Source organism: Streptomyces sp. C1-1 (genome assembly GCF_050214755.1).
In the GTDB taxonomy this organism is placed as follows: domain Bacteria; phylum Actinomycetota; class Actinomycetes; order Streptomycetales; family Streptomycetaceae; genus Streptomyces.
On sequence record NZ_CP189826.1, the window covers coordinates 9,940,877 to 9,958,211 of the forward strand.

General features: G+C 69.0%; 15 protein-coding genes. 12 read left to right on the plus strand and 3 right to left on the minus strand.

From position 1 onward, the window contains the following. Nucleotides 1–155: 155 nt before the first annotated feature. The 3 genes from ACQF4J_RS45385 to ACQF4J_RS45395 are packed head-to-tail and all read left to right on the plus strand — an operon-like array spanning nucleotide 156 to nucleotide 3,241. Nucleotides 156–2,102 carry a primary-amine oxidase gene (locus ACQF4J_RS45385; protein WP_427168456.1) on the plus strand — a complete coding sequence of 649 codons (1,947 nt, stop codon included), beginning with the start codon at nucleotides 156–158 and terminating at the stop codon, nucleotides 2,100–2,102. Beyond that, nucleotides 2,095–2,610 (plus strand): hypothetical protein, encoded by a 516-nt coding sequence (locus tag ACQF4J_RS45390; protein WP_351803422.1) that lies wholly within the window; start codon nucleotides 2,095–2,097, stop codon nucleotides 2,608–2,610. The genes ACQF4J_RS45385 and ACQF4J_RS45390 overlap by 8 nt, the downstream gene beginning before the upstream one ends. 43 nt (nucleotides 2,611–2,653) lie before the next feature. Then, nucleotides 2,654–3,241: a TetR/AcrR family transcriptional regulator gene (locus tag ACQF4J_RS45395; protein WP_351579388.1), complete on the plus strand. Its 588-nt coding sequence runs from the start codon at nucleotides 2,654–2,656 to the stop codon at nucleotides 3,239–3,241. Nucleotides 3,242–3,426: 185 nt separating this feature from the next. Here ACQF4J_RS45395 and ACQF4J_RS45400 read toward each other — a convergent pair whose 3' ends face one another. From ACQF4J_RS45400 to ACQF4J_RS45410, 3 genes are all read right to left on the minus strand, one after another. Next, nucleotides 3,427–5,379 carry a primary-amine oxidase gene (locus ACQF4J_RS45400; protein WP_351803424.1) on the minus strand — a complete coding sequence of 651 codons (1,953 nt, stop codon included), beginning with the start codon at nucleotides 5,377–5,379 and terminating at the stop codon, nucleotides 3,427–3,429. A 66-nt stretch (nucleotides 5,380–5,445) separates the two neighbouring features. After that, nucleotides 5,446–6,924 (minus strand): APC family permease, encoded by a 1,479-nt coding sequence (locus tag ACQF4J_RS45405; protein ID WP_351803426.1) that lies wholly within the window; start codon nucleotides 6,922–6,924, stop codon nucleotides 5,446–5,448. A 269-nt stretch (nucleotides 6,925–7,193) separates the two neighbouring features. Next, the gene (locus ACQF4J_RS45410; protein ID WP_351579374.1) at nucleotides 7,194–7,901 is read right to left on the minus strand and encodes an IclR family transcriptional regulator; all 708 of its coding nucleotides are present in this window, start codon (nucleotides 7,899–7,901) and stop codon (nucleotides 7,194–7,196) included. Between the two features lie 200 nt (nucleotides 7,902–8,101). Between ACQF4J_RS45410 and ACQF4J_RS45415 the strand changes: the two genes are divergently transcribed. The 9 genes from ACQF4J_RS45415 to ACQF4J_RS45455 all read left to right on the plus strand — a co-directional run bounded on the left by ACQF4J_RS45415 (nucleotide 8,102) and on the right by ACQF4J_RS45455 (nucleotide 17,334). Next, nucleotides 8,102–9,583 (plus strand): aldehyde dehydrogenase family protein, encoded by a 1,482-nt coding sequence (locus tag ACQF4J_RS45415; RefSeq protein WP_427168457.1) that lies wholly within the window; start codon nucleotides 8,102–8,104, stop codon nucleotides 9,581–9,583. Between the two features lie 58 nt (nucleotides 9,584–9,641). Beyond that, complete coding sequence (gene wrbA / locus ACQF4J_RS45420; RefSeq protein WP_351579368.1) at nucleotides 9,642–10,265, plus strand: NAD(P)H:quinone oxidoreductase; 624 nt, start codon at nucleotides 9,642–9,644, stop codon at nucleotides 10,263–10,265. Beyond that, nucleotides 10,252–10,941, plus strand: coding sequence for a DsbA family oxidoreductase (locus ACQF4J_RS45425; protein WP_427168458.1), 690 nt, complete (start codon nucleotides 10,252–10,254; stop codon nucleotides 10,939–10,941). Before wrbA ends, ACQF4J_RS45425 begins: the two co-directional genes overlap by 14 nt. Before the next feature lie 184 nt (nucleotides 10,942–11,125). Continuing rightward, nucleotides 11,126–12,724, plus strand: coding sequence for an acetolactate synthase large subunit (locus ACQF4J_RS45430; protein ID WP_427168459.1), 1,599 nt, complete (start codon nucleotides 11,126–11,128; stop codon nucleotides 12,722–12,724). Nucleotides 12,725–12,846: 122 nt separating this feature from the next. Then, on the plus strand, nucleotides 12,847–14,271 hold the full coding sequence (locus tag ACQF4J_RS45435; protein WP_427168460.1) for an aldehyde dehydrogenase family protein: 1,425 nt from the start codon (nucleotides 12,847–12,849) through the stop codon (nucleotides 14,269–14,271). 24 nt (nucleotides 14,272–14,295) lie between these two features. After that, on the plus strand, nucleotides 14,296–15,090 hold the full coding sequence (locus ACQF4J_RS45440) for an SDR family NAD(P)-dependent oxidoreductase (protein WP_427168461.1): 795 nt from the start codon (nucleotides 14,296–14,298) through the stop codon (nucleotides 15,088–15,090). An 18-nt stretch (nucleotides 15,091–15,108) separates the two neighbouring features. Then, on the plus strand, nucleotides 15,109–16,131 hold the full coding sequence (locus tag ACQF4J_RS45445; RefSeq protein WP_427168462.1) for a WD40/YVTN/BNR-like repeat-containing protein: 1,023 nt from the start codon (nucleotides 15,109–15,111) through the stop codon (nucleotides 16,129–16,131). Next, nucleotides 16,131–16,694: a VOC family protein gene (locus ACQF4J_RS45450; protein WP_351803436.1), complete on the plus strand. Its 564-nt coding sequence runs from the start codon at nucleotides 16,131–16,133 to the stop codon at nucleotides 16,692–16,694. The genes ACQF4J_RS45445 and ACQF4J_RS45450 overlap by 1 nt, the downstream gene beginning before the upstream one ends. A gap of 37 nt (nucleotides 16,695–16,731) precedes the next feature. Continuing rightward, the gene (locus tag ACQF4J_RS45455; RefSeq protein WP_351579348.1) at nucleotides 16,732–17,334 is read left to right on the plus strand and encodes an amino acid synthesis family protein; all 603 of its coding nucleotides are present in this window, start codon (nucleotides 16,732–16,734) and stop codon (nucleotides 17,332–17,334) included. Nucleotide 17,335: the final 1 nt, after the last annotated feature.

Below are 17,335 nucleotides of genomic sequence, written 5' to 3' on the forward strand. Positions count from 1 at the left end.
CGGGCTCGCCGCTGCGTGCACATGTTTCCGCCTTTCCGTGCACGGACTCCGATGCGCCGACAGGAACTTCCCGCCGATGTCTGGACCAGACCTCGCTCGTCCTTTTTCCTCTACCTACGTAGAAAGAACGGCGAGTGCACTCTTGGAGGACCAGCATGAGCGCCACACGACACCCACTCGACCAGCTGACCGCCGATGAGATCGAGGAGGTCCGGTCGGTGCTGGGCCGAGCCGGAGTCCTCGCGGACACCTCGCGCTTCGCCTATGCGGGCCTCGAAGAGCCCCCCAAGAGCGATCTGCTCGCTCTCTCCGACGACCGGCAGGTGGACCGCCGGGTCCGTGTGCTGCTCCATGACGTCGCGGGCGCGCCGGCGCGGGACGTCATCGTCTCCCTCACCAGGCGGGAGGTGGTCGCCGACCGGACGCCGGACCCCGTCGTCGACGGGCAACTGCCCGTGCTGGAAGAGGAGTTCGGCATCGTCGAAGAGGTGCTGGCCCAGGACGACCGATGGCTGGCCGCGCTCAAGGACCGTGGCCTGGACGTGGCCCAGGTGCGCGTGGCCCCGCTCTCGGCCGGCGTCTACGGTGACGACTATCCGGACGAGTCCGGCCGACGCATTCTGCGCGGCCTGGCGTTCGTACAGGAACACGCACGGGATCACGCCTGGGCCCGCCCCGTCGACGGCCTGGTCGGCTACGTGGACGTGCTCGCCCGAACCGTCGACCGCGTGGTCGACCTCGGCCCGGTGCCCATCCCCGCCGGCGGATCCGGGAACTTCGACGACCCGGCCGTCACCGGCCCCGCCCGCACCACCCAGAAGCCCATCGAGATCACGCAGCCCGAAGGCCCCAGCTTCACCCTCGAAGGCAATCTGCTGACGTGGGAGAACTGGAGCCTGCGGATCGGCTTCGACGCGCGCGAGGGCCTGGTTCTGCGCCAACTGGCTTTCCACGACCGGGACAAGGGCCGCGAACGCCCGATCATCCACCGAGCCTCCATCGCCGAGATGGTCGTGCCCTATGCCGACCCCTCGCCGGTCCGCTCCTGGCAGAACTACTTCGACACCGGCGAGTATCTGCTCGGCCGCTCCGCCAACGCCCTCCAGCTCGGCTGCGACTGTCTGGGGGACATCACCTACCTCGACGCGGTCATCGCCGACGAGGCGGGCCACGCGCGGACCCTGCCCAACGCGGTCTGCCTGCACGAGGAGGACTACGGCATCCTCTGGAAGCACAACGACCTGTGGGCGAACTCGAACGAGACCCGCCGCCAGCGCCGTATGGTCCTGTCCTTCTTCACCACGATCGGCAACTACGACTACGGCTTCTACTGGTACCTCTACCTCGACGGCACCATCGAGTTCGAGGCCAAGGCCACCGGAGTCGTCTTCACCTCCGCCTATCCCGGTGGCGACTACCCGTACGCCACCGAGATCGCGCCCGGCCTGGGTGCCCCCTATCACCAGCACCTGTTCTGCGCCCGCCTGGACATGGCGCTCGACGGTACGGCGAACCGGGTCGAGGAGGTCGACGTCGTCCGGGTCCCGATGGGGCGCCCCGACAATCCGCGCGGGAACGCCTTCACGTATCGCCGCACACCGCTGACGAAGGAGAGCGAAGCGCGGCGCACCGCCGACATGAGCGTCGACCGGGTCTGGCACATCACCAACCCCACGTCGTTCAACTTCCTCGGAAATCCGGTCGGTTACGCACTGCACCCCGAGGGCAGGCCGACCCTCCTCGCCGACCCGGAATCCTCCATCGCGGCCCGCGCCGCGTTCGCCACCAAGCACCTGTGGGTGACGGCCTACGATCCTGCCGAGCGCTATCCGGCCGGTGACTTCGTCAACCAGCACCCAGGTGGCGCCGGACTCCCCGCCTACAGCGCGGCCGACCGGGACATCGACGGGCGGTCCCTGGTGGTCTGGCACACCTTCGGTCTCACCCACGCGCCCCGCCCCGAGGACTGGCCGATCATGCCCGTCGACTGCACCGGTTTCAAGCTGAAGCCGGTCGGCTTCTTCGACCGCAACCCGACGCTCGACGTTCCCCCGAGCGTCTCCGGCTCGCACGGCTGCTGCGCCCACGACGGCGATGAGTGAGATCGCGCCGGCGGCCGGCCTGGCGGGGGCTCTCCTCTGCCTTGCCGGTCACCTGCCCGGGCCGGTGCATCACTGGTGGCCGCAACTGCTCGCGCTGGGCGGGATGGCACTGATGGCCGGCCACCAGGTCTCCGCGGGTGCCTGGACTGTCGTGGCCGCCTGCTCGTGGAGCGTCGTCCGGGCGTGTGTCGAGCGGCGGGTCCGGGCCGAGGTGATCGACCTGGCCGCGATGGCAGTGCTCATGGCGCTGATGGCGGGCCACGCCGACGGATCGACCGCGCACATGGCCGCCGGGATGGCGGGCGGTACGGCGGGTGGTATGGCCGCCGGACCGGCCGTCCTGACCGCAGTCGTCTGGGTGACCGCACGAGCGGCCCGGATCATGTTCCGGCAGCTGTCGGACGGTTCCCGCGTTCCGAAGGCGGTGCGGTCCACCCCTCTGGTATGGGTGTACCGGGAGTCCGGCGCAGCGCTCATGGTCATCGGCATGGTGGCCATGCTCGTATGACCCGGAAGCGAGGCGGGCCCAGGACGTCGGAAGGGAGACCCTCATGCCGAAGATCGTCGATCACGACGCCCGGAGGCGTCTGATCATCCGTTCGGTCTGGTCGCTGATCGGCCGCCGTGGCCTGGCCGCGGTCACCATGAGGGAACTCGCGGCCGAGGCGGGCTTCGCCAACGGAGGACTCGCCCCCTATTTCCGCGACAAGGACGAGATCCTGCTCGCCGCCTTCCAGTACGCCTGTGAAGCGACCGAAGGCCGCCTGGAACCCGCCGTCGCCGAGACCGGAGGGCTGGCCGCGCTGCGCAGCCTCTGTCGCGAGCTGATGCCCCTGGACGACACAAGGCTGCTGGAGGCGCGGGTCGTGGTCGCGTTCTGGGACCGCGCACTGTGCGACCCGCGCATGTCGTCCGCCCACGAGGCCACGACGGACCGGTGGCGGACGCTGATGCACGACTGCCTCGCCCAGGCCAGGGAAAACGGCGAGATCACGACCAGCACGTCGGACGAGGACATCGTCGAGACACTCTTCGCCGTCGCCGCGGGCTTCCAGGTTCACGCCGTCCTCACCCCCACGACCACCACCGCCGAACGCCAGATCCAGGTGTTGGAAGCACTCCTGGCGTCCTACGCCTGAACGGCGCGCCCGTGGGCGGAAGCCAATGCGGTCGGTGTCGCCGCCCCCGTGTCCTGGCAAACGCCGCCCGCCCTCCCACGCGGTGGGAGGGCGGTTCTCGCAACGGCTCCGGCGACCGCGCGTGCCGGCCGGTGGCCGCGCCCTTCATTCAGGCGCCGCCGAGGGAACGCTGGGGTCCTTGAACGTCACGAGGCCTGTTCGATGCCTGGCTCATGGCCGGGGGCGCAGTGCGCGGTGCCGTGGCCGGCGGGCGGGGGGACGTCCAGCGAGGGGTTCCGGTCGAAGAACCCTGCCGGCTTCAGAGAGAAGCCGACGTAGTCACACGGCATGATCGGCCAGTCCTCGGGCCGTGGCAGGTGCGAGGTGCCGAAGGTGTGCCACAGCACGACGTCGGTGTTCAGCAGATCGCGTTCCTGCTTGACCCATTCGCCGATGCCGTCGCCGGGATGCTGGTTGGGGTAGTCACCGGCCGCGTGCAGTTCGGTGGGTGAGTAGCGGGTGACCCACAGATGCGTGCGGGCGAACTCCGCTCGCCGGGCGAGATCGCTGTCCGGGGCCGCCAGCAAGGTCGGGCCGACGAAGGGCACGAGCTTGTAGGCGACCGGTTCGCCGTGGCGGTTGAGCACGCCGGGGTTGATGACTTTCCAGGTGCGTGCGGTGAGCGGGTCGCACATCCGGCGGCTGTCCCGTTCGTTGCCGATCGGGGTCTTGCGCGCCACGATGGCGTTGCCATAAGGGTTGTCCGGTCCGATCGGCATGCCCACCGCGTCGACTTCCACGACGGTGTTGTCGGGGCCGTCGACTTCCAGGTCCAGCCGCATGTTGAACAGGTGCTGGTGGTTGGGGGCGTCCAGCTGCGGGGCCACAAGGGCTCCGTACTGCGGGGTGGCGCCCGGTGCGATCGCCCGGGTCTGCACGATGCCGGTGAGTTTCGCCTCGAACTGGATTGTTCCGTCGAGATAGAAGTACCAGAAGAAGCCGTATTCGTAGTTGCCGATGGTGTGGATCGCCGACACGACGAAGCGGCGTGAGCGGCGGACCTCGGCCTGGTCCGTATAGCGGAAGTTCCAGTGCTTCCAGAGGATTCCGTAGTCCTCCTCGTGTAGACAGATCGCGTTCGTCACGGTGTGCGGAACACCCGATTCGTCGGCCAGCACCGCGTCCAGATAGCGGATCTCACCAAGGCAGTCGCAGCCCAGCGACAGGGATCCGACGGTCTTGCCGAGGTTGTACTCGCCGGCGTCGAAGACGTTGCGGAAGTAGAAGTCGTCGCTGGTGTCGCCGTAGGGCACGACCATCTCGCTGATGCTCGCCCGGTGCAGGACCGACCGCCGACGGTCCCCGTCGAGGTAGGAGACATCGCTGATGACGAGTCCTTCGACGGTGTCGATATGCGCGTGCAGTCGCCACCGCTGCCACTCGATGACGTGTCCGTCCAGTGTGAACGACGGGCCGTCGGGCTGGGCGATCTCCAGCGGGCGCAGATCCGTTCGGAGCGGGCCGACGCTGTCGACGTCGTAGTTCCCGCTCTCCGGGGGGACGGGAATCGGGTCGCCCTCGATGATCGCGGCCACGGACTGCTCGTTGCAGTCGATGACGAACACCAGGTTGCCGACCGGCCGGGCGTAGCCGTTGTCCTCCGGGAAGGTCCGCACATATGCGCTGGCCCGGATGATGCGCCGGCGCGCGTCGATGCCGTCGATGGGGAGCGTTCCCGTGGACCAGGGATCGATCTGCAACAGGTCCAGGTCGTGGACTCCGTGTCGTTCGAGAGCGGCCACGGCGTGGGGATCCTTCTTCACGATGTCGTCCAGGGCCATGATCTCCTCGATCATGATGGCCGGCTGGATGCCCGGAAGATGGGTCCAGGACGTGAGGGTCCCGTGGGTGAGGTCGACACGCGCCTCGTAGGTGGCCGTGTCGGCGCGGTCGTAGACGACGAGGAACGCCGACCGGGCGAGCGGGGCGTGCGGATCGTGGTCGCGCACCGACTGCTTTTCGGGATAGTCGAGGCGCACGAGGGGGAAGCGCGGGGCCGTCAGCTGCGGCTTGCCGGCCCGAACGGCTGCGACGGCCGCCTCGATCTCCGGGGCGGACAACGGGTCGTACGGGTGGGCCGGGGTGGACTGCTGCGTCATGCTGGTCGTCTTCCAATCGACGGTTCTTCGGACTGCCGGGCCGAGTGTGGGGCCTTGGCCCTTCGGCTATCCCTTCTTGCTGGTGAGCAGAGAGGGATCGGCGACCGGGAACTCGATGCCCGGGCGCCCTTGGCGGCGGAGGGCGAAAATGGCCCAGAGGACGCCGAGAAGGAGCCAGATGCCCAGCGCCGGCGCGACGGTGTTGAGCGGGCTGGTCGCCTTGTAGATCGATCCGAACACGGCTCCGGTAGCGACGAGGATCCCGGCGGCGGCGGCGATCACCAGCTTCACGCGGTTGACCTCGTGCCACAGCCCCCTGGCGCCGGCGGCGCTGACGACCAGATACATCAGCGCCAGGCCGGTGCCCCCGAAGCCTGCCATCCAGCCGAACATCGGTGACCACTCGGGCTGCAGAACACCCGGTTCCCCGGTGGCGAGGGAAAAGATTCCGTGGTTGACCCGGACCAGGACGATGGTGATGACCGACACCACGCCGAGCAGCACGGCGCCGCCCACGGGGGTGAAGAACCGGGGATGCACCGTGGCCAGTGGAGCGGGCAGCCGGCCGGCGCGCGCCATGGCGAGCATGCCGCGGGTGGCGGCGACCCCGACTCCGATCGCGACGGCCAGGACGTCGAGGATGATCAGTACGGCAACCACGTTGCCGAACGTGGACGAGCCGAAGGCGCTGCCCGAGGCGAGTGTCTGAAGCGGGAAGACGCTGTTCTTCCACGCCGTTCCGTCGAGGCCGAAGCCGATGTCCTGGGCGTAGGCGGTGATGACGAAGTACACCCCGACGATGGTGAGTGACATGAGCACGGCCCTCGGGACATGCCGTTTCGGGTCGTCGGTCTCCTCGGCGAGGTTGGCGGCCGACTCGAATCCGATGAACATGTTGATGCCGTAGAGCACGCCGTAGAGGAGGTCCAGGCCGCTGATGGAGAGCGGGTTGAACGGCTTGGCCGACAGGCTGTGCCCGCCGAGGCCTCCCCGGAAGATGATGTAGAGCGAGAAGCCCAGCACGACCGCGGAGGAGATCAGTACCAGCGCCAGCTGGGCGTTGACCGAGACCTGGACGCCGATGACGACGATGACCAGCACCACGGCGAGGAAGGCCAGCGCGAGCGGCCACCAGGGCACGTCGAGCGAGAAGGCGCTCTGCAGGAACGACTGGGTGAGACCGCCCAGCACCAGGAAGGTCGCGGCACCGAGTATCAGCATGGCGCCGTAGTACACCCAGCCGGCCACGATGCCCACACGTGGTCCGGCTCCGTCGCAGACGTATTCGTACAGCGAGCCGCACAGGTGGATCCGCTTGGCGTACTGCGCGATGATCCAGCCGGCGCCGAATATCCCCATGCCCGCAACGATGATCGCCAGCGGTGTGGCGACGCCCGCACCGCGGCCGGTGGCCGACAGCCCGACGATCAGCGGCAGCAACGCCGCGACCGAGAAGACCGGCCCCATGAAACCCACCGATTGAGCCAGGACGCCGGTCATGGAGAGTTTGGCGCGTCCGAGCGACTGATTGTCCGGAGAAGTCATCTGTTCGCTCCCTATGAAGGGGCCATGGAACGCTGTACGATTTTCGTACACGCTGTTCGCTATTGGGCAGATGGTGGAGTCATAGAGCTCGCATGTCAACCATTCGGCTTGTTAACTCCGGATGCAGAGCCATGGGGCGGACGCGCCGTTCGGCGCTGCCGACCGCACCGGGAGGCGGCCTCGACGGCGATGCGGACGCCCGCAGGGTACGCCGAATCCGGGCATGCCGATGAGCCGCTCGGCGCGGCTGAGGTCATCGGTTGAGGGGTCTAGTGACCGTTGGACATGTCGAATCCGGGCGTGCCGGTGAGCCGCTGAGCCGCTTGGGCGGCCGCGCTCGTCACCAGGTCAGCGACGGCGGGGTCGGGTGCGTTGGCCCCGATCCGGACGATACCGAGGCTGGCGGTCGGCCAGTCCGAGACGCGTATCGCGGCCGCCACGCCGACGGCGCCCTCCTGTAGGGCGCCGACGCTGATGGCGTATCCCTGTCGGCGTGCACGCAGGACTTCTTCTGTGTCGGAGGAGCTCGGTGGCCGGCCGGCGAGAATCGCCACGCCGTCCGCGCCCACGGTGAGCGGGTGCCGCGCGCCCTCCCGCATCGCCAGATGCATGGTGCTGTCGGGTGGCTCCGCGGTGAGCAGGACCAGGGCCTGGTCGCCGTCGGCGACGCTGAGCAGCGCGGTGCTGTTGGTGCGTTGGCTCAGCTGTTGCAGGATCGGCAGTGCGACGCTCTGGAGCCTGGGTCGTAGCCGACTGGCCAGCTCGGCGAGGCCGAATCCCAGGACGTAGCGCGTGTCGAGGCGAGTGACGAGGTTGTGGGCCTCGAGGGTGCGCAGCAGGCGGTAGACGATCGCGCGCGCGGCCCCGATGTGTCCGGCGAGTTCGGCGGCGGTGAGGCCGTCGCTGTGCTTGGCCAGCAGTGCCAGCACGGTCAGTCCGCGGTCAAGCGTCTGTGATGTCTCGCCGCCTGAACTCACTCGTGCCGCCTTCCCCTTGGGTCGATCCAGGTGTGCCGGCTCATGCTGTCACGTTTTTTGATGCTCATGACCGGGTCGAATTCGGCGCGATCCCGGCGATTCGGCGCCTCCCCGGCGTCGCTGCCCAGTATCACGACCCTTGACTGCTCGCACCAACCCACGTACCGTCCGACTATCGTCCAGTAGAACGGTAATCGTACATGTCGAAGCGTGCAGAGGCGGAAGAGCTGGCCGCCACGGTGCCCTCGGTGCCATATGTGGCGGGAACATGGGAGACGGCCGGGAAGGCCGGGGCTTTTGAAGTGATCGACCCGGTCACCGAACGGGTCGTGGCGTCGATCACCGAGGCGGATGCCGCGACCGTCGACCTCGCGGTGTCCGCCGGGCACTCCGCGCTGGACGACGGTGAGTGGGGCCGCCTGGACGGCGCCGCGCGCGGTGTGCTGCTGGGCCGGCTGGCGGACCTGCTCGATTCGCGCAAGGAGGACTTCGCGAATCTGGAGTCGCTCGAAGTCGGTAAGCCCGGTATCGAGCCTCGGGTGATCGACCTGCCGCAGGCCGTGCAGACTTTCCGGCACTACGCCGGGTGGGCGGACAAGATCGAGGGGCGCACGATCCCGACTCCGGGATACATGGGCCGCCAGACCCTGAGCTACACGATCCGCCAGCCGATCGGCGTCGTCGCGGCCATCACGCCGTGGAACTCACCCACGATGATCGGGTCCTGGAAGATCGCACCCGCCCTTGCCGCTGGATGCGCCGTCGTTCTGAAGCCGCCGGAGGACGCGCCCCTGACGTCGTTGCTGCTCGCGCAGCTCATCGACGAGGCCGGGTTCCCGCCGGGCGCGTTCAGCGTCCTTCCCGGCCGCGGCGCGACAACGGGCAACCTGCTCATCGAACACCCCGGCGTGAACAAGATCTCCTTCACCGGCAGCCCGGAAACCGGGCACATCGTCGCGATCGCGGCGGCCAAGGGCTTTCGGCCCACGACGTTGGAACTCGGCGGGAAGAGCCCGCAGATCGTCTTCGCCGATGCCGACCTCGACGCGGCCGCCGACGGGGTGGCTGTCGGTATCTTCGCCAACCAAGGTCAGGTCTGTGCGGCCGGCAGTCGCATCCTGGTCGCACGCTCGGTGTACGGCGAGTTCGTCGACCGGCTCGTCGCCCGAGCGGACGCTGCCGTGCTGGGCGATCCGTTCGATCAGGGCACCACGATGGGCGCGCTGATCAACGCCAAGCAACTCGAGCGGGTCGCCCGTTACATCCAGATCGGCCGGGACGAGGGCGCCCGACTCGTCGCCGGCGGCGGGCGACCGGAGCGCAGCGGGTACTTCATCGAGCCGACCCTGTTCGCGGACGCGTCCAACGACATGACCATCGCCCGGGAAGAGATCTTCGGACCCGTCGGCACCATCATGTCCTTCGACACGGACGACGAAGCCGTAGCCCTCGCCAACGACAGCAACTTCGCTCTCGCCGCGACGCTGTGGACCTCCGATCTCAGTCGCGCGCACGCAGTGGCACGGCGCGTCCAGGCCGGCGCCGTCGCGATCAACGGCTGGTCACCCCTGGACCCCCGGCTTCCGTGGGGCGGATCGAAACTCAGCGGCCACGGTCGCGAACTCGGCCGCGCGGGGATCGAGGCCAACACCGAAGAGAAGACCGTGACGGTCGTTCTGTGAAACCCATCGCCCGGGCTGCGTCGCAGTCGCACCGCAACATCCTGAAAGGCATGTCGTCATGACCGCTCGCATACTCGTCGCCTACTACAGCGCGACCGGCTCGGTCCACCGCCTCGCCGAGGCAGTCCGGGACGGCGCCACCGCGACGGGTGCCGAAGTCCGCCTGCGCCGCGTCGCCGAACTCGCCCCGGAGCAGGCCATCGCGGCCAACCCCGCCTGGGCCCAGCATCGACGCGACACTCACGATGCCGTCGAGGTGGCCACGCTGGAGGACCTGGAGTGGGCGGACGGATACGCCTTCGGCACCCCGACCCGCTACGGTGCCCCGGCCGCCCAGCTCAAGCAGTTCCTCGACACGGCCGGCAGTCTGTGGCAGGACGGCAAGCTCGCCGACAAGCCCGTCACGGCGTTCGTGTCCTCGGCCGAGCGCAACGGCGGCCAGGAGTCGACCATTCTGTCGCTGAACAACGTCTTCTATCACTGGGGCAGCATCATCGTCCCGCTGGGGTACACCGACGACGTCGTGTTCGCGGCCGGCGGCAACCCGTACGGCACCTCATGGCCGGCGGGCTTCCCGTCCACGATGCCCGACGACGTGACGCTGGAATGCGCCCGGTTCCAAGGCACGCGGCTCGCCCGGTTCGCGGTCGCCCTCGCAGCAACTCGCCATGTCGTCGCGTAACAGCCCCTCCGATGCCGCCCCACAGGTGGAGATCTGGTCGGATCTGCACTGCCCTTGGGCGCTGGTCGCGCTCCACCGCCTGCGGACGGCCCGTCAGGAACACGGCCTCGACGTCGTTTTCGTGCCCCGGGCCTGGCCCCTTGAATGGGTGAACAGCCGCGGCACGCCGCGCGAGATCGTCACCACCGAGACCGCCGCGCTCGCGAGTCACGAACCCGACCTGTTCACCGCCTATCGCGGCGAATCCTGGCCGTCGACCTTTCTCCCCGCGTTCGAACTCGTGTCCGCCGCCCGCCGTCTCCACGGTGTCGTGGCCGCGGAGGAGGTCGACTACGCGCTGCGCCTGGCGTTCTTCCGGGACAGCGTGGACGTCAGCATCGCCGCCGGGCTGTACCGGGCGTTGGAGCTGGCAGCGGGCACCACAGAACTGGATCCCGAAGCGGTCATGGATCTGTGGCGGGAATCCGACGTGCGGTCGGACGTTGCCGCCGACTACCGCGAGAGCGAGCGGGTCGCGATCCAGGGAAGCCCCCAGATCATGTGGCCGGACGGGTCGAGCGATCACAACCCGGGGATGACCGATCATCAGTGGCACGGTGGGCTCGTCAGGATCATGAGCACCGATCGTCGTGCGCCCGAGCGGCGCCTGCTCGAGGTCTTCCGCGCCGTCCGGTAGGCCGACTCGCCGCGGGACGCGAGCGAGACGGGGGCCACCAGAGAGCCGGACGCCGGCGTCTGACATCCGCTCGTCCGCCTGTCCGGCCCCGCCCACCCCGTTCCGGCTCCGGATCGACCGCGCCCCAAGCCCGCTGGGCCCGAGCCGGAGGACTCGGCCGAATCACGAGAGGCACTGCCGTCCAATGACTGATCCGATCACCGACACCACCACGAACCGGGGCGGGGACAAGACCGGCGCACACGTACTGGTCGAGACCGCCGCCGCCGAGGGCGTCGAGGTCTGTTTCGCCAACCCCGGCACCACCGAGATGCCGTTGGTGACGGCGCTCGACGCGGTACCCGCCGTACGTCCTGTGCTCGGTCTGTTCGAGGGCGTGTGCACCGGCGCGGCCGACGGGTACGCGCGTATCGCCGGAAAGCCGGCCATGACCCTGCTGCACCTGGGCCCCGGTTTCGCCAACGGCGCGGCCAACCTGCACAACGCCCGCCGGGCCCACTCCCCGATCCTCAACGTCGTGGGCGATCACGCCAGTTGGCACCTTGCCTACGACGCGCCCCTCACCAGTGACATCATCTCCCTGGCCCGACCGGTGTCCGGATGGGTCGGCACGGTCGGCTCGGTGGACGACATGGCCCGCACAACCGCTGAGGCCCTCGCAGCGGCCCGGACCCCTCCCGGTTGCGGCGCCACGCTGATCGTTCCGGTGGACTTCCAGCAGCAGACCGTCACCGAAAGGCTCGCCGAGACCTCGCTGCGACCGGCACCGGCACCGGCCCATGTCGACGCCGACGTGGTGGAGCGGCTGGCCAAGCGCCTGCGCGGGGGTTCACGAGCCGTGCTCCTCCTCGGTGCGGGAGCCCTCACGGAACAGGGACAGCGCGCCGCGGAGCGGATCGCCGCCGTGACCGGGGCCAGGCTCTACAGCGAGACGTTCCCCGCGACCGCCGAACGCGGCGGCGGCCTGCCCGACCTGGACCGACTGCCGTACTTCCCCGAAGCGGCGATCAAGGCTCTGGCCGCTGCGGGGACCGTCGTCCTGGCCGGCGCCGTGGAACCCATCTCCTACTTCGGCTACGAAGGGATTCCCAGCCTGCTGGCCCCGCCCGGATCGGTGGAGGTGCTCGCGGCCCCGGGCGACAACGCCGTACAGGCGCTGGAGGACTTGGCGGACGCGCTCGGAGCGCCCGTGGTCACCCACGGCCGGGCGGCCACGCCGGACGGCGCGCATCTGCCGGAGGGCCCGCTGACCCCCGGGACGATCGGCCGGATCGTCTCCGCTCTGCTGCCCGAGGAGGCCATCGTCTCCGTCGAGGGCGGCACCTGCGGCTACCCCTTCTTCACGGCTTCGGTGAAGGCTCTGCGCCACACCACACTGACCAACACCGGAGGGGCGATCGGCCAGGGACTGCCCGCCGCACTCGGAGCGGCGATCGCCGCGCCCGAGCGTCAGGTCGTCGCCCTGCAGTCCGACGGAAGCGCCCAGTACACCATCCAGGCGCTGTGGACCATGGCCCGAGAGCAGACGTCCGTCGTCACGCTGATCGCTTCCAACCGTAAGTACAACATCCTGCGGACCGAGCTGACCCGCCACGGCGCGAGCGGCGCCGGCCCCGCATCCACCGCTCTGACCAGCCTCGACGACCCGGCACTGGACTGGATGGGGCTTGCCCGTGGCTACGGCGTCCCGGCCGGACGGGCTGAAACAGGTGACGAACTGGCCCGCGCGCTGCGGCGGGCACTGGCCGCCGGTGGCCCCCGGCTCATCGAGATGGTCCTGTGAGAGGAATCCCCGTGCACGACACCGTTTCGCCCTCAGCACCCGGAACCGATCTGGCCGAAGCCCAAGGGAAGGTACAGCGGTACCTGTCCGCTCCACGCACGATGCTCGTCGGAGGAGCATGGGTGCCTGCGGTCTCCGGCCGGACCTTCGACACCCTCGATCCGGCGACCGGCGCGGTACTCACCCAGGTCTGCGACGGTGATGGCGCCGACATCGACCGCGCCGTCGCCGCCGCGCGACGTGCCCTGCAGGACTCTCGCTGGCGGCGCATGAGCCCGATGGACCGGGGCCTGCTGCTGCACCGGATCGCCGACCTCATCGAGGCCAACGCCGACGAACTGGCCCTGCTCGAATCCCGTGACAACGGCAAACCCGTCTCCGTGGCCCGGGCCGTCGACGTCGGAACCAGCGTCAAACTGTTCCGCTACTTCGCGGGCTGGCCGAGCAAGCTGGAGGGCAGCACGATCCCGGTCTCCCCCCGCGGCGGAATGCGGGTGCTGAACTACACCACCCACCAGCCGGTCGGTGTGGTCGGCCTCATCGTTCCGTGGAACTTCCCCATGTCGATGGCCTGCTGGAAGCTGGCCCCCGCACTGGCCATGGGCTGCACCGTCGTTCTGAAGCCGGCCGGGGAGACTCCGCTGTCCACGCTCCGGCTGGCCGAGATCCTGACCGAGTCGGGCCTGCCCGACGGTGTGGTCAACGTGGTCACCGGAGGCGCCACGGCGGGCGCCGCCCTGGCCGCACACGACGACGTCGACAAGATCGCTTTCACCGGCTCGACCGAGACCGGCAGGGCCATCGTCCGGGCCGCCGCCGGAAACCTGAAGAAGGTCTCGCTCGAACTCGGCGGCAAGGCGCCCAACATCGTGCTGCCCGACGCGGACCCGCAGAGCGTCGCGGAGGCCGCCGCCCAGGCCATCTTCTTCAACCAGGGTCAGGTGTGCACCGCCGGCTCCCGGCTGTACGTCCACGACGCGATCTACGACGACGTGGTGGACGCCGTCGCCGAGCAGGCCCGCAAGATCGTGATCGGGCCGGGCAGCGATCCGGCCACCGAGATGGGCCCCCTGGTCTCCGCCCGGCACCACAACACGGTCTCCTCCTACATCGAATCCGGCCGGCAGCAAGGCGCCCGCCTGGCCACGGGAGGCCGGCGACCCGAACTGGCGGCGCCCTACGACGGAGGCTATTTCCTCGAACCGACAGTCTTCGCCGAGGCCGGCCAGGGCATGCGGATCGTGCAGGAGGAGATCTTCGGGCCGGTGCTGGCCGCGTTGCGCTGGAGCGACGTGGACGACCTCGTCGCCAAGGCCAACGACACGCCCTTCGGCCTGTCGGCCGGAATCTGGACCTCCGAGCTCGGACACGCCCACCGGATCGCCGACGACCTGCAGGCAGGCACCGTCTGGATCAACTGCTTCAACGTGACCGATCCGGCTTCCCCCTTCGGCGGCTTCAAACAGTCGGGCTGGGGCCGCGAAATGGGCCGCAAGGTGCTCGACCTCTACACCGAGGTCAAGAGCGTCTGGGTCAACCTCGACTGACACCTCATCACTTCGGAGCAATCGATGGATCTTGAACTGACCGGCAGAGTCGCCATTGTCACCGGCGGGAGCCTCGGCATCGGCAAAGCCGTCACCCGCGAGCTGGCCAGGGAAGGCGCCGACGTGGTGATCACCGCTCGCCGGCTGCCCGCCTTGGAGACGACCGCCAAGGAGATAGCAGCCGAGACCGGCCGCCGGGTGGTCCCGATCAGTTCGGACACCACCGACACCCGGTCCGTACGCGACATGGTGCGCGCGGCCGCCGACGAACTCGGCCGCGTCGACATCCTCGTCAACGGTGCGGCCGCCCCGTCCGGTCTGGTGCGCAACGGCGTCGAGGACGCGGACCCCGAGCTGCTGCTGGCGGACATCAATACGAAGGTCGTCGGCTACTTCCGCTGTGCCCAGGCCGTCACCCCGTACATGAAGGAGAACGGCTTCGGCCGGATCATCAACATCGGCGGGCTGACCGGACGTTCCAGCCACGCGCTGTCGGGCATGCGCAACCTTGCCGTCGTCCACATGACCAAGGCCCTGTCCGACCAGCTCGGACCGTACGGCATCACCGTGAACACCGTGCACCCCGGCGTGGTGGAGACCGAACACATTCACGAGCTGTACGAGAAAGAGGCGGCCAAGCGCGGCATCACGGCGGCCGAGGTCGAGGCCGACTTCGCCGCCCGCACCCCCATCCGTCGCGTGCTGGAGGCCCAGGAAGTGGCCCAGAGCATCTGCTTCCTCGCCTCGCCGCGAGCGGCGGCGATCACCGGTGAGTCGCTGGGCATCGACGGCGGTCTCACCCGCGGCATCTTCCTCTGACCAAACAGGAGTCAGCTCATGCAAGGAACCATTCTCGTCGCCACCGCAGGCCAGGGAGTGCTGCGCAGCTCGGACGACGGCGCTGCCTGGCACCGGCTCGGCCTGGGGCAGGCTCTCGAATTCGACGCCGTCGTGCGCTGCCTCGCCGTGCACCCAGAGCAGCCGAACGTGGTCTACGCCGGAGCCGATGTGGGCCTCGTCCGCAGCGAAGACGCCGGCGTCACCTGGCACCGCGTCGACTCGCCCATGAACGACCAGACCATCTGGTCACTGGCGATCGACCCGAACGACGCGGACTTCATCATCGCCGGCACCGGCGCGCCCTCGCGAGCCGCGGTCTTCCGTACGGCCGACGGAGGCGCCCACTGGGACCGGTTGCCCCCGCAGATCCCCGAGTTCTGCGCGGGAGTCAGCAAGCCACGCGTTCTCACCGCGACCGTCGACCGGTACGACCCCAAGAACCTGTGGTTCGGCATCGAGGAGGGCGGCCTCTGGCGCAGCCGCGACCGGGGCGACACCTGGGACCGCGTCGACGGCACACCCTCGACCCTGCCCGACGGGGTCACCAACTCCGACATCCACTGTGTCCTGGTTCTGGAAGGCCCGCCGAAGACCGTCGTGTGCGTCGTCGTCAACGCCCTGTTCGTGAGCCAGGACGACGGCAGGACCTGGACCCGCACGGACACCCGCAAGGAATGGGGCATCTACTACACCCGCCTGGTCAAGCAGATACCGGGAACCAACGAACTGCTGCTGGGCATCGGGGACGCCACGCCGGGGACCCTGACGAGGATCTTCCGCTCCACCGACCTCGCGCAGACCTGGCAGGAAGCCTCGCTCGACGTGCCGGCCAACTCCACCGTCTGGGCCTTCGGCGCGCACCCCGCCGACGCGCGGGTCGCGTTCGCCGGTACCAAGTACGGCCATCTGTTCCGCTCCACCGACGCCGGACGTACGTGGGTCAAGGAGTGGCGCGAGTTCAGCGAGATCACCGACGTGGCCTGGACCCCGGCCATCGCCGCAACCCCGGAGGGACACTGATGAACCGCAGCATCGACGGATCCACGCAGACCGGTATCGACCCCGACGAACGCACGCTGGAAGAACACCAGCACCCGACACCGATCCGTGACGAGAGCGTGCGCGACCTCAAGCCGAGGGTGGTGCGCACGCACCTGTCGCTGTTCGTCCGCGACCCCGAGGCATCCGCCCCCTGGTACGAGGACGTGCTCGGCATGGAGGTCACGGCGCGGGGCCCGCAATGGGTGTTCCTTTCCTTCGGCAAGAAGCACCACGACATCGCTCTCATCCGTGCCGAGCAAGGCGCGGCGATGAGCGGCATCGGCCTGCAGCACTACGGCCTGGAGGTCGACGGCAGTCTGGACGAATGGCGGCGGCTGTACGGAATGCTGCTGGCCAAGGGCGTGCCCGTGGTGAAGACCACGGACCACAAGGTGGGCTTCGGGCTGTACTTCACCGACCCGGACGGCAACCGCTTCGAGTTCTTCCACGAGACCGTCACCGACGACGAGGAGGGCAAGCGCATCCTCGGCCTCTACGGCGCCCCCAGCGATCCGATCGAGGTCGAGCCCCTCCACAGCTGAACACCCCCGCCCCACTTCCCACCTCATGGAGAACGCCGTGCCCCAGCCGAACTTCGCCGGCTACCACATCCGTAAGTGGTTCACTCAGGTCGAGGAGACCCTCGCCAACGAGACCGGAGCCCACGCCGACGGCGAACCGGTGCGCAAGATCGTCATCGCAGCCGCCGTCCACAACCCCTACGCCGGCCGGTTCAGCGAGAACCTGGACGACATCGTCGCCGATTCCCCCAAGCTGGGCGAGGAGTTCGGCCGCCGCATCACCGAGGCCGCGGGCGGCCTGGCCCTCGAGAGCTACGGCAAGGCGTGCCTGGTCGGCGTCAACGGCGAGTACGAACACGGCAACGCCTTTCTGACCGCCGTCTTCGCCGACCCGGTTCGCGAGTCCGTGGGCGGTGGGAAGTCGTGGGTGCCCTCGACCGGCAAGCGCGGCGCGCCCGGGACTGTGATCGACGTGCCGCTGGCCCACAAGGACGCCCTGTACGTCCGCTCCCACTACGACACCGTCACGGTCAGCTTCACCGACACACCCGGTCCGGACGAGGTCGTCGTCATCTTCGCCGTCGCCACCCGGGGGCGGTTGCACGCGCGACTCGGGGGCATCAAGGCCGACGAGATCCAGGGACAGGACGGGCTGCACTGAG

Bases quoted from the DNA above. Each gene is read 5' to 3' on its own strand.
- ACQF4J_RS45385 (WP_427168456.1), top strand. From the start codon at position 156: ATGAGCGCCACACGACACCCACTCGACCAGCTGACCGCCGATGAGATC.
- ACQF4J_RS45390 (WP_351803422.1), top strand. From the start codon at position 2,095: ATGAGTGAGATCGCGCCGGCGGCCGGCCTGGCGGGGGCTCTCCTCTGC.
- ACQF4J_RS45395 (WP_351579388.1), top strand. From the start codon at position 2,654: ATGCCGAAGATCGTCGATCACGACGCCCGGAGGCGTCTGATCATCCGT.
- ACQF4J_RS45400 (WP_351803424.1), bottom strand. From the start codon at position 5,379: ATGACGCAGCAGTCCACCCCGGCCCACCCGTACGACCCGTTGTCCGCC.
- ACQF4J_RS45405 (WP_351803426.1), bottom strand. From the start codon at position 6,924: ATGACTTCTCCGGACAATCAGTCGCTCGGACGCGCCAAACTCTCCATG.
- ACQF4J_RS45415 (WP_427168457.1), top strand. From the start codon at position 8,102: ATGTCGAAGCGTGCAGAGGCGGAAGAGCTGGCCGCCACGGTGCCCTCG.
- wrbA (WP_351579368.1), top strand. From the start codon at position 9,642: ATGACCGCTCGCATACTCGTCGCCTACTACAGCGCGACCGGCTCGGTC.
- ACQF4J_RS45425 (WP_427168458.1), top strand. From the start codon at position 10,252: ATGTCGTCGCGTAACAGCCCCTCCGATGCCGCCCCACAGGTGGAGATC.
- ACQF4J_RS45430 (WP_427168459.1), top strand. From the start codon at position 11,126: ATGACTGATCCGATCACCGACACCACCACGAACCGGGGCGGGGACAAG.
- ACQF4J_RS45440 (WP_427168461.1), top strand. From the start codon at position 14,296: ATGGATCTTGAACTGACCGGCAGAGTCGCCATTGTCACCGGCGGGAGC.
- ACQF4J_RS45445 (WP_427168462.1), top strand. From the start codon at position 15,109: ATGCAAGGAACCATTCTCGTCGCCACCGCAGGCCAGGGAGTGCTGCGC.
- ACQF4J_RS45450 (WP_351803436.1), top strand. From the start codon at position 16,131: ATGAACCGCAGCATCGACGGATCCACGCAGACCGGTATCGACCCCGAC.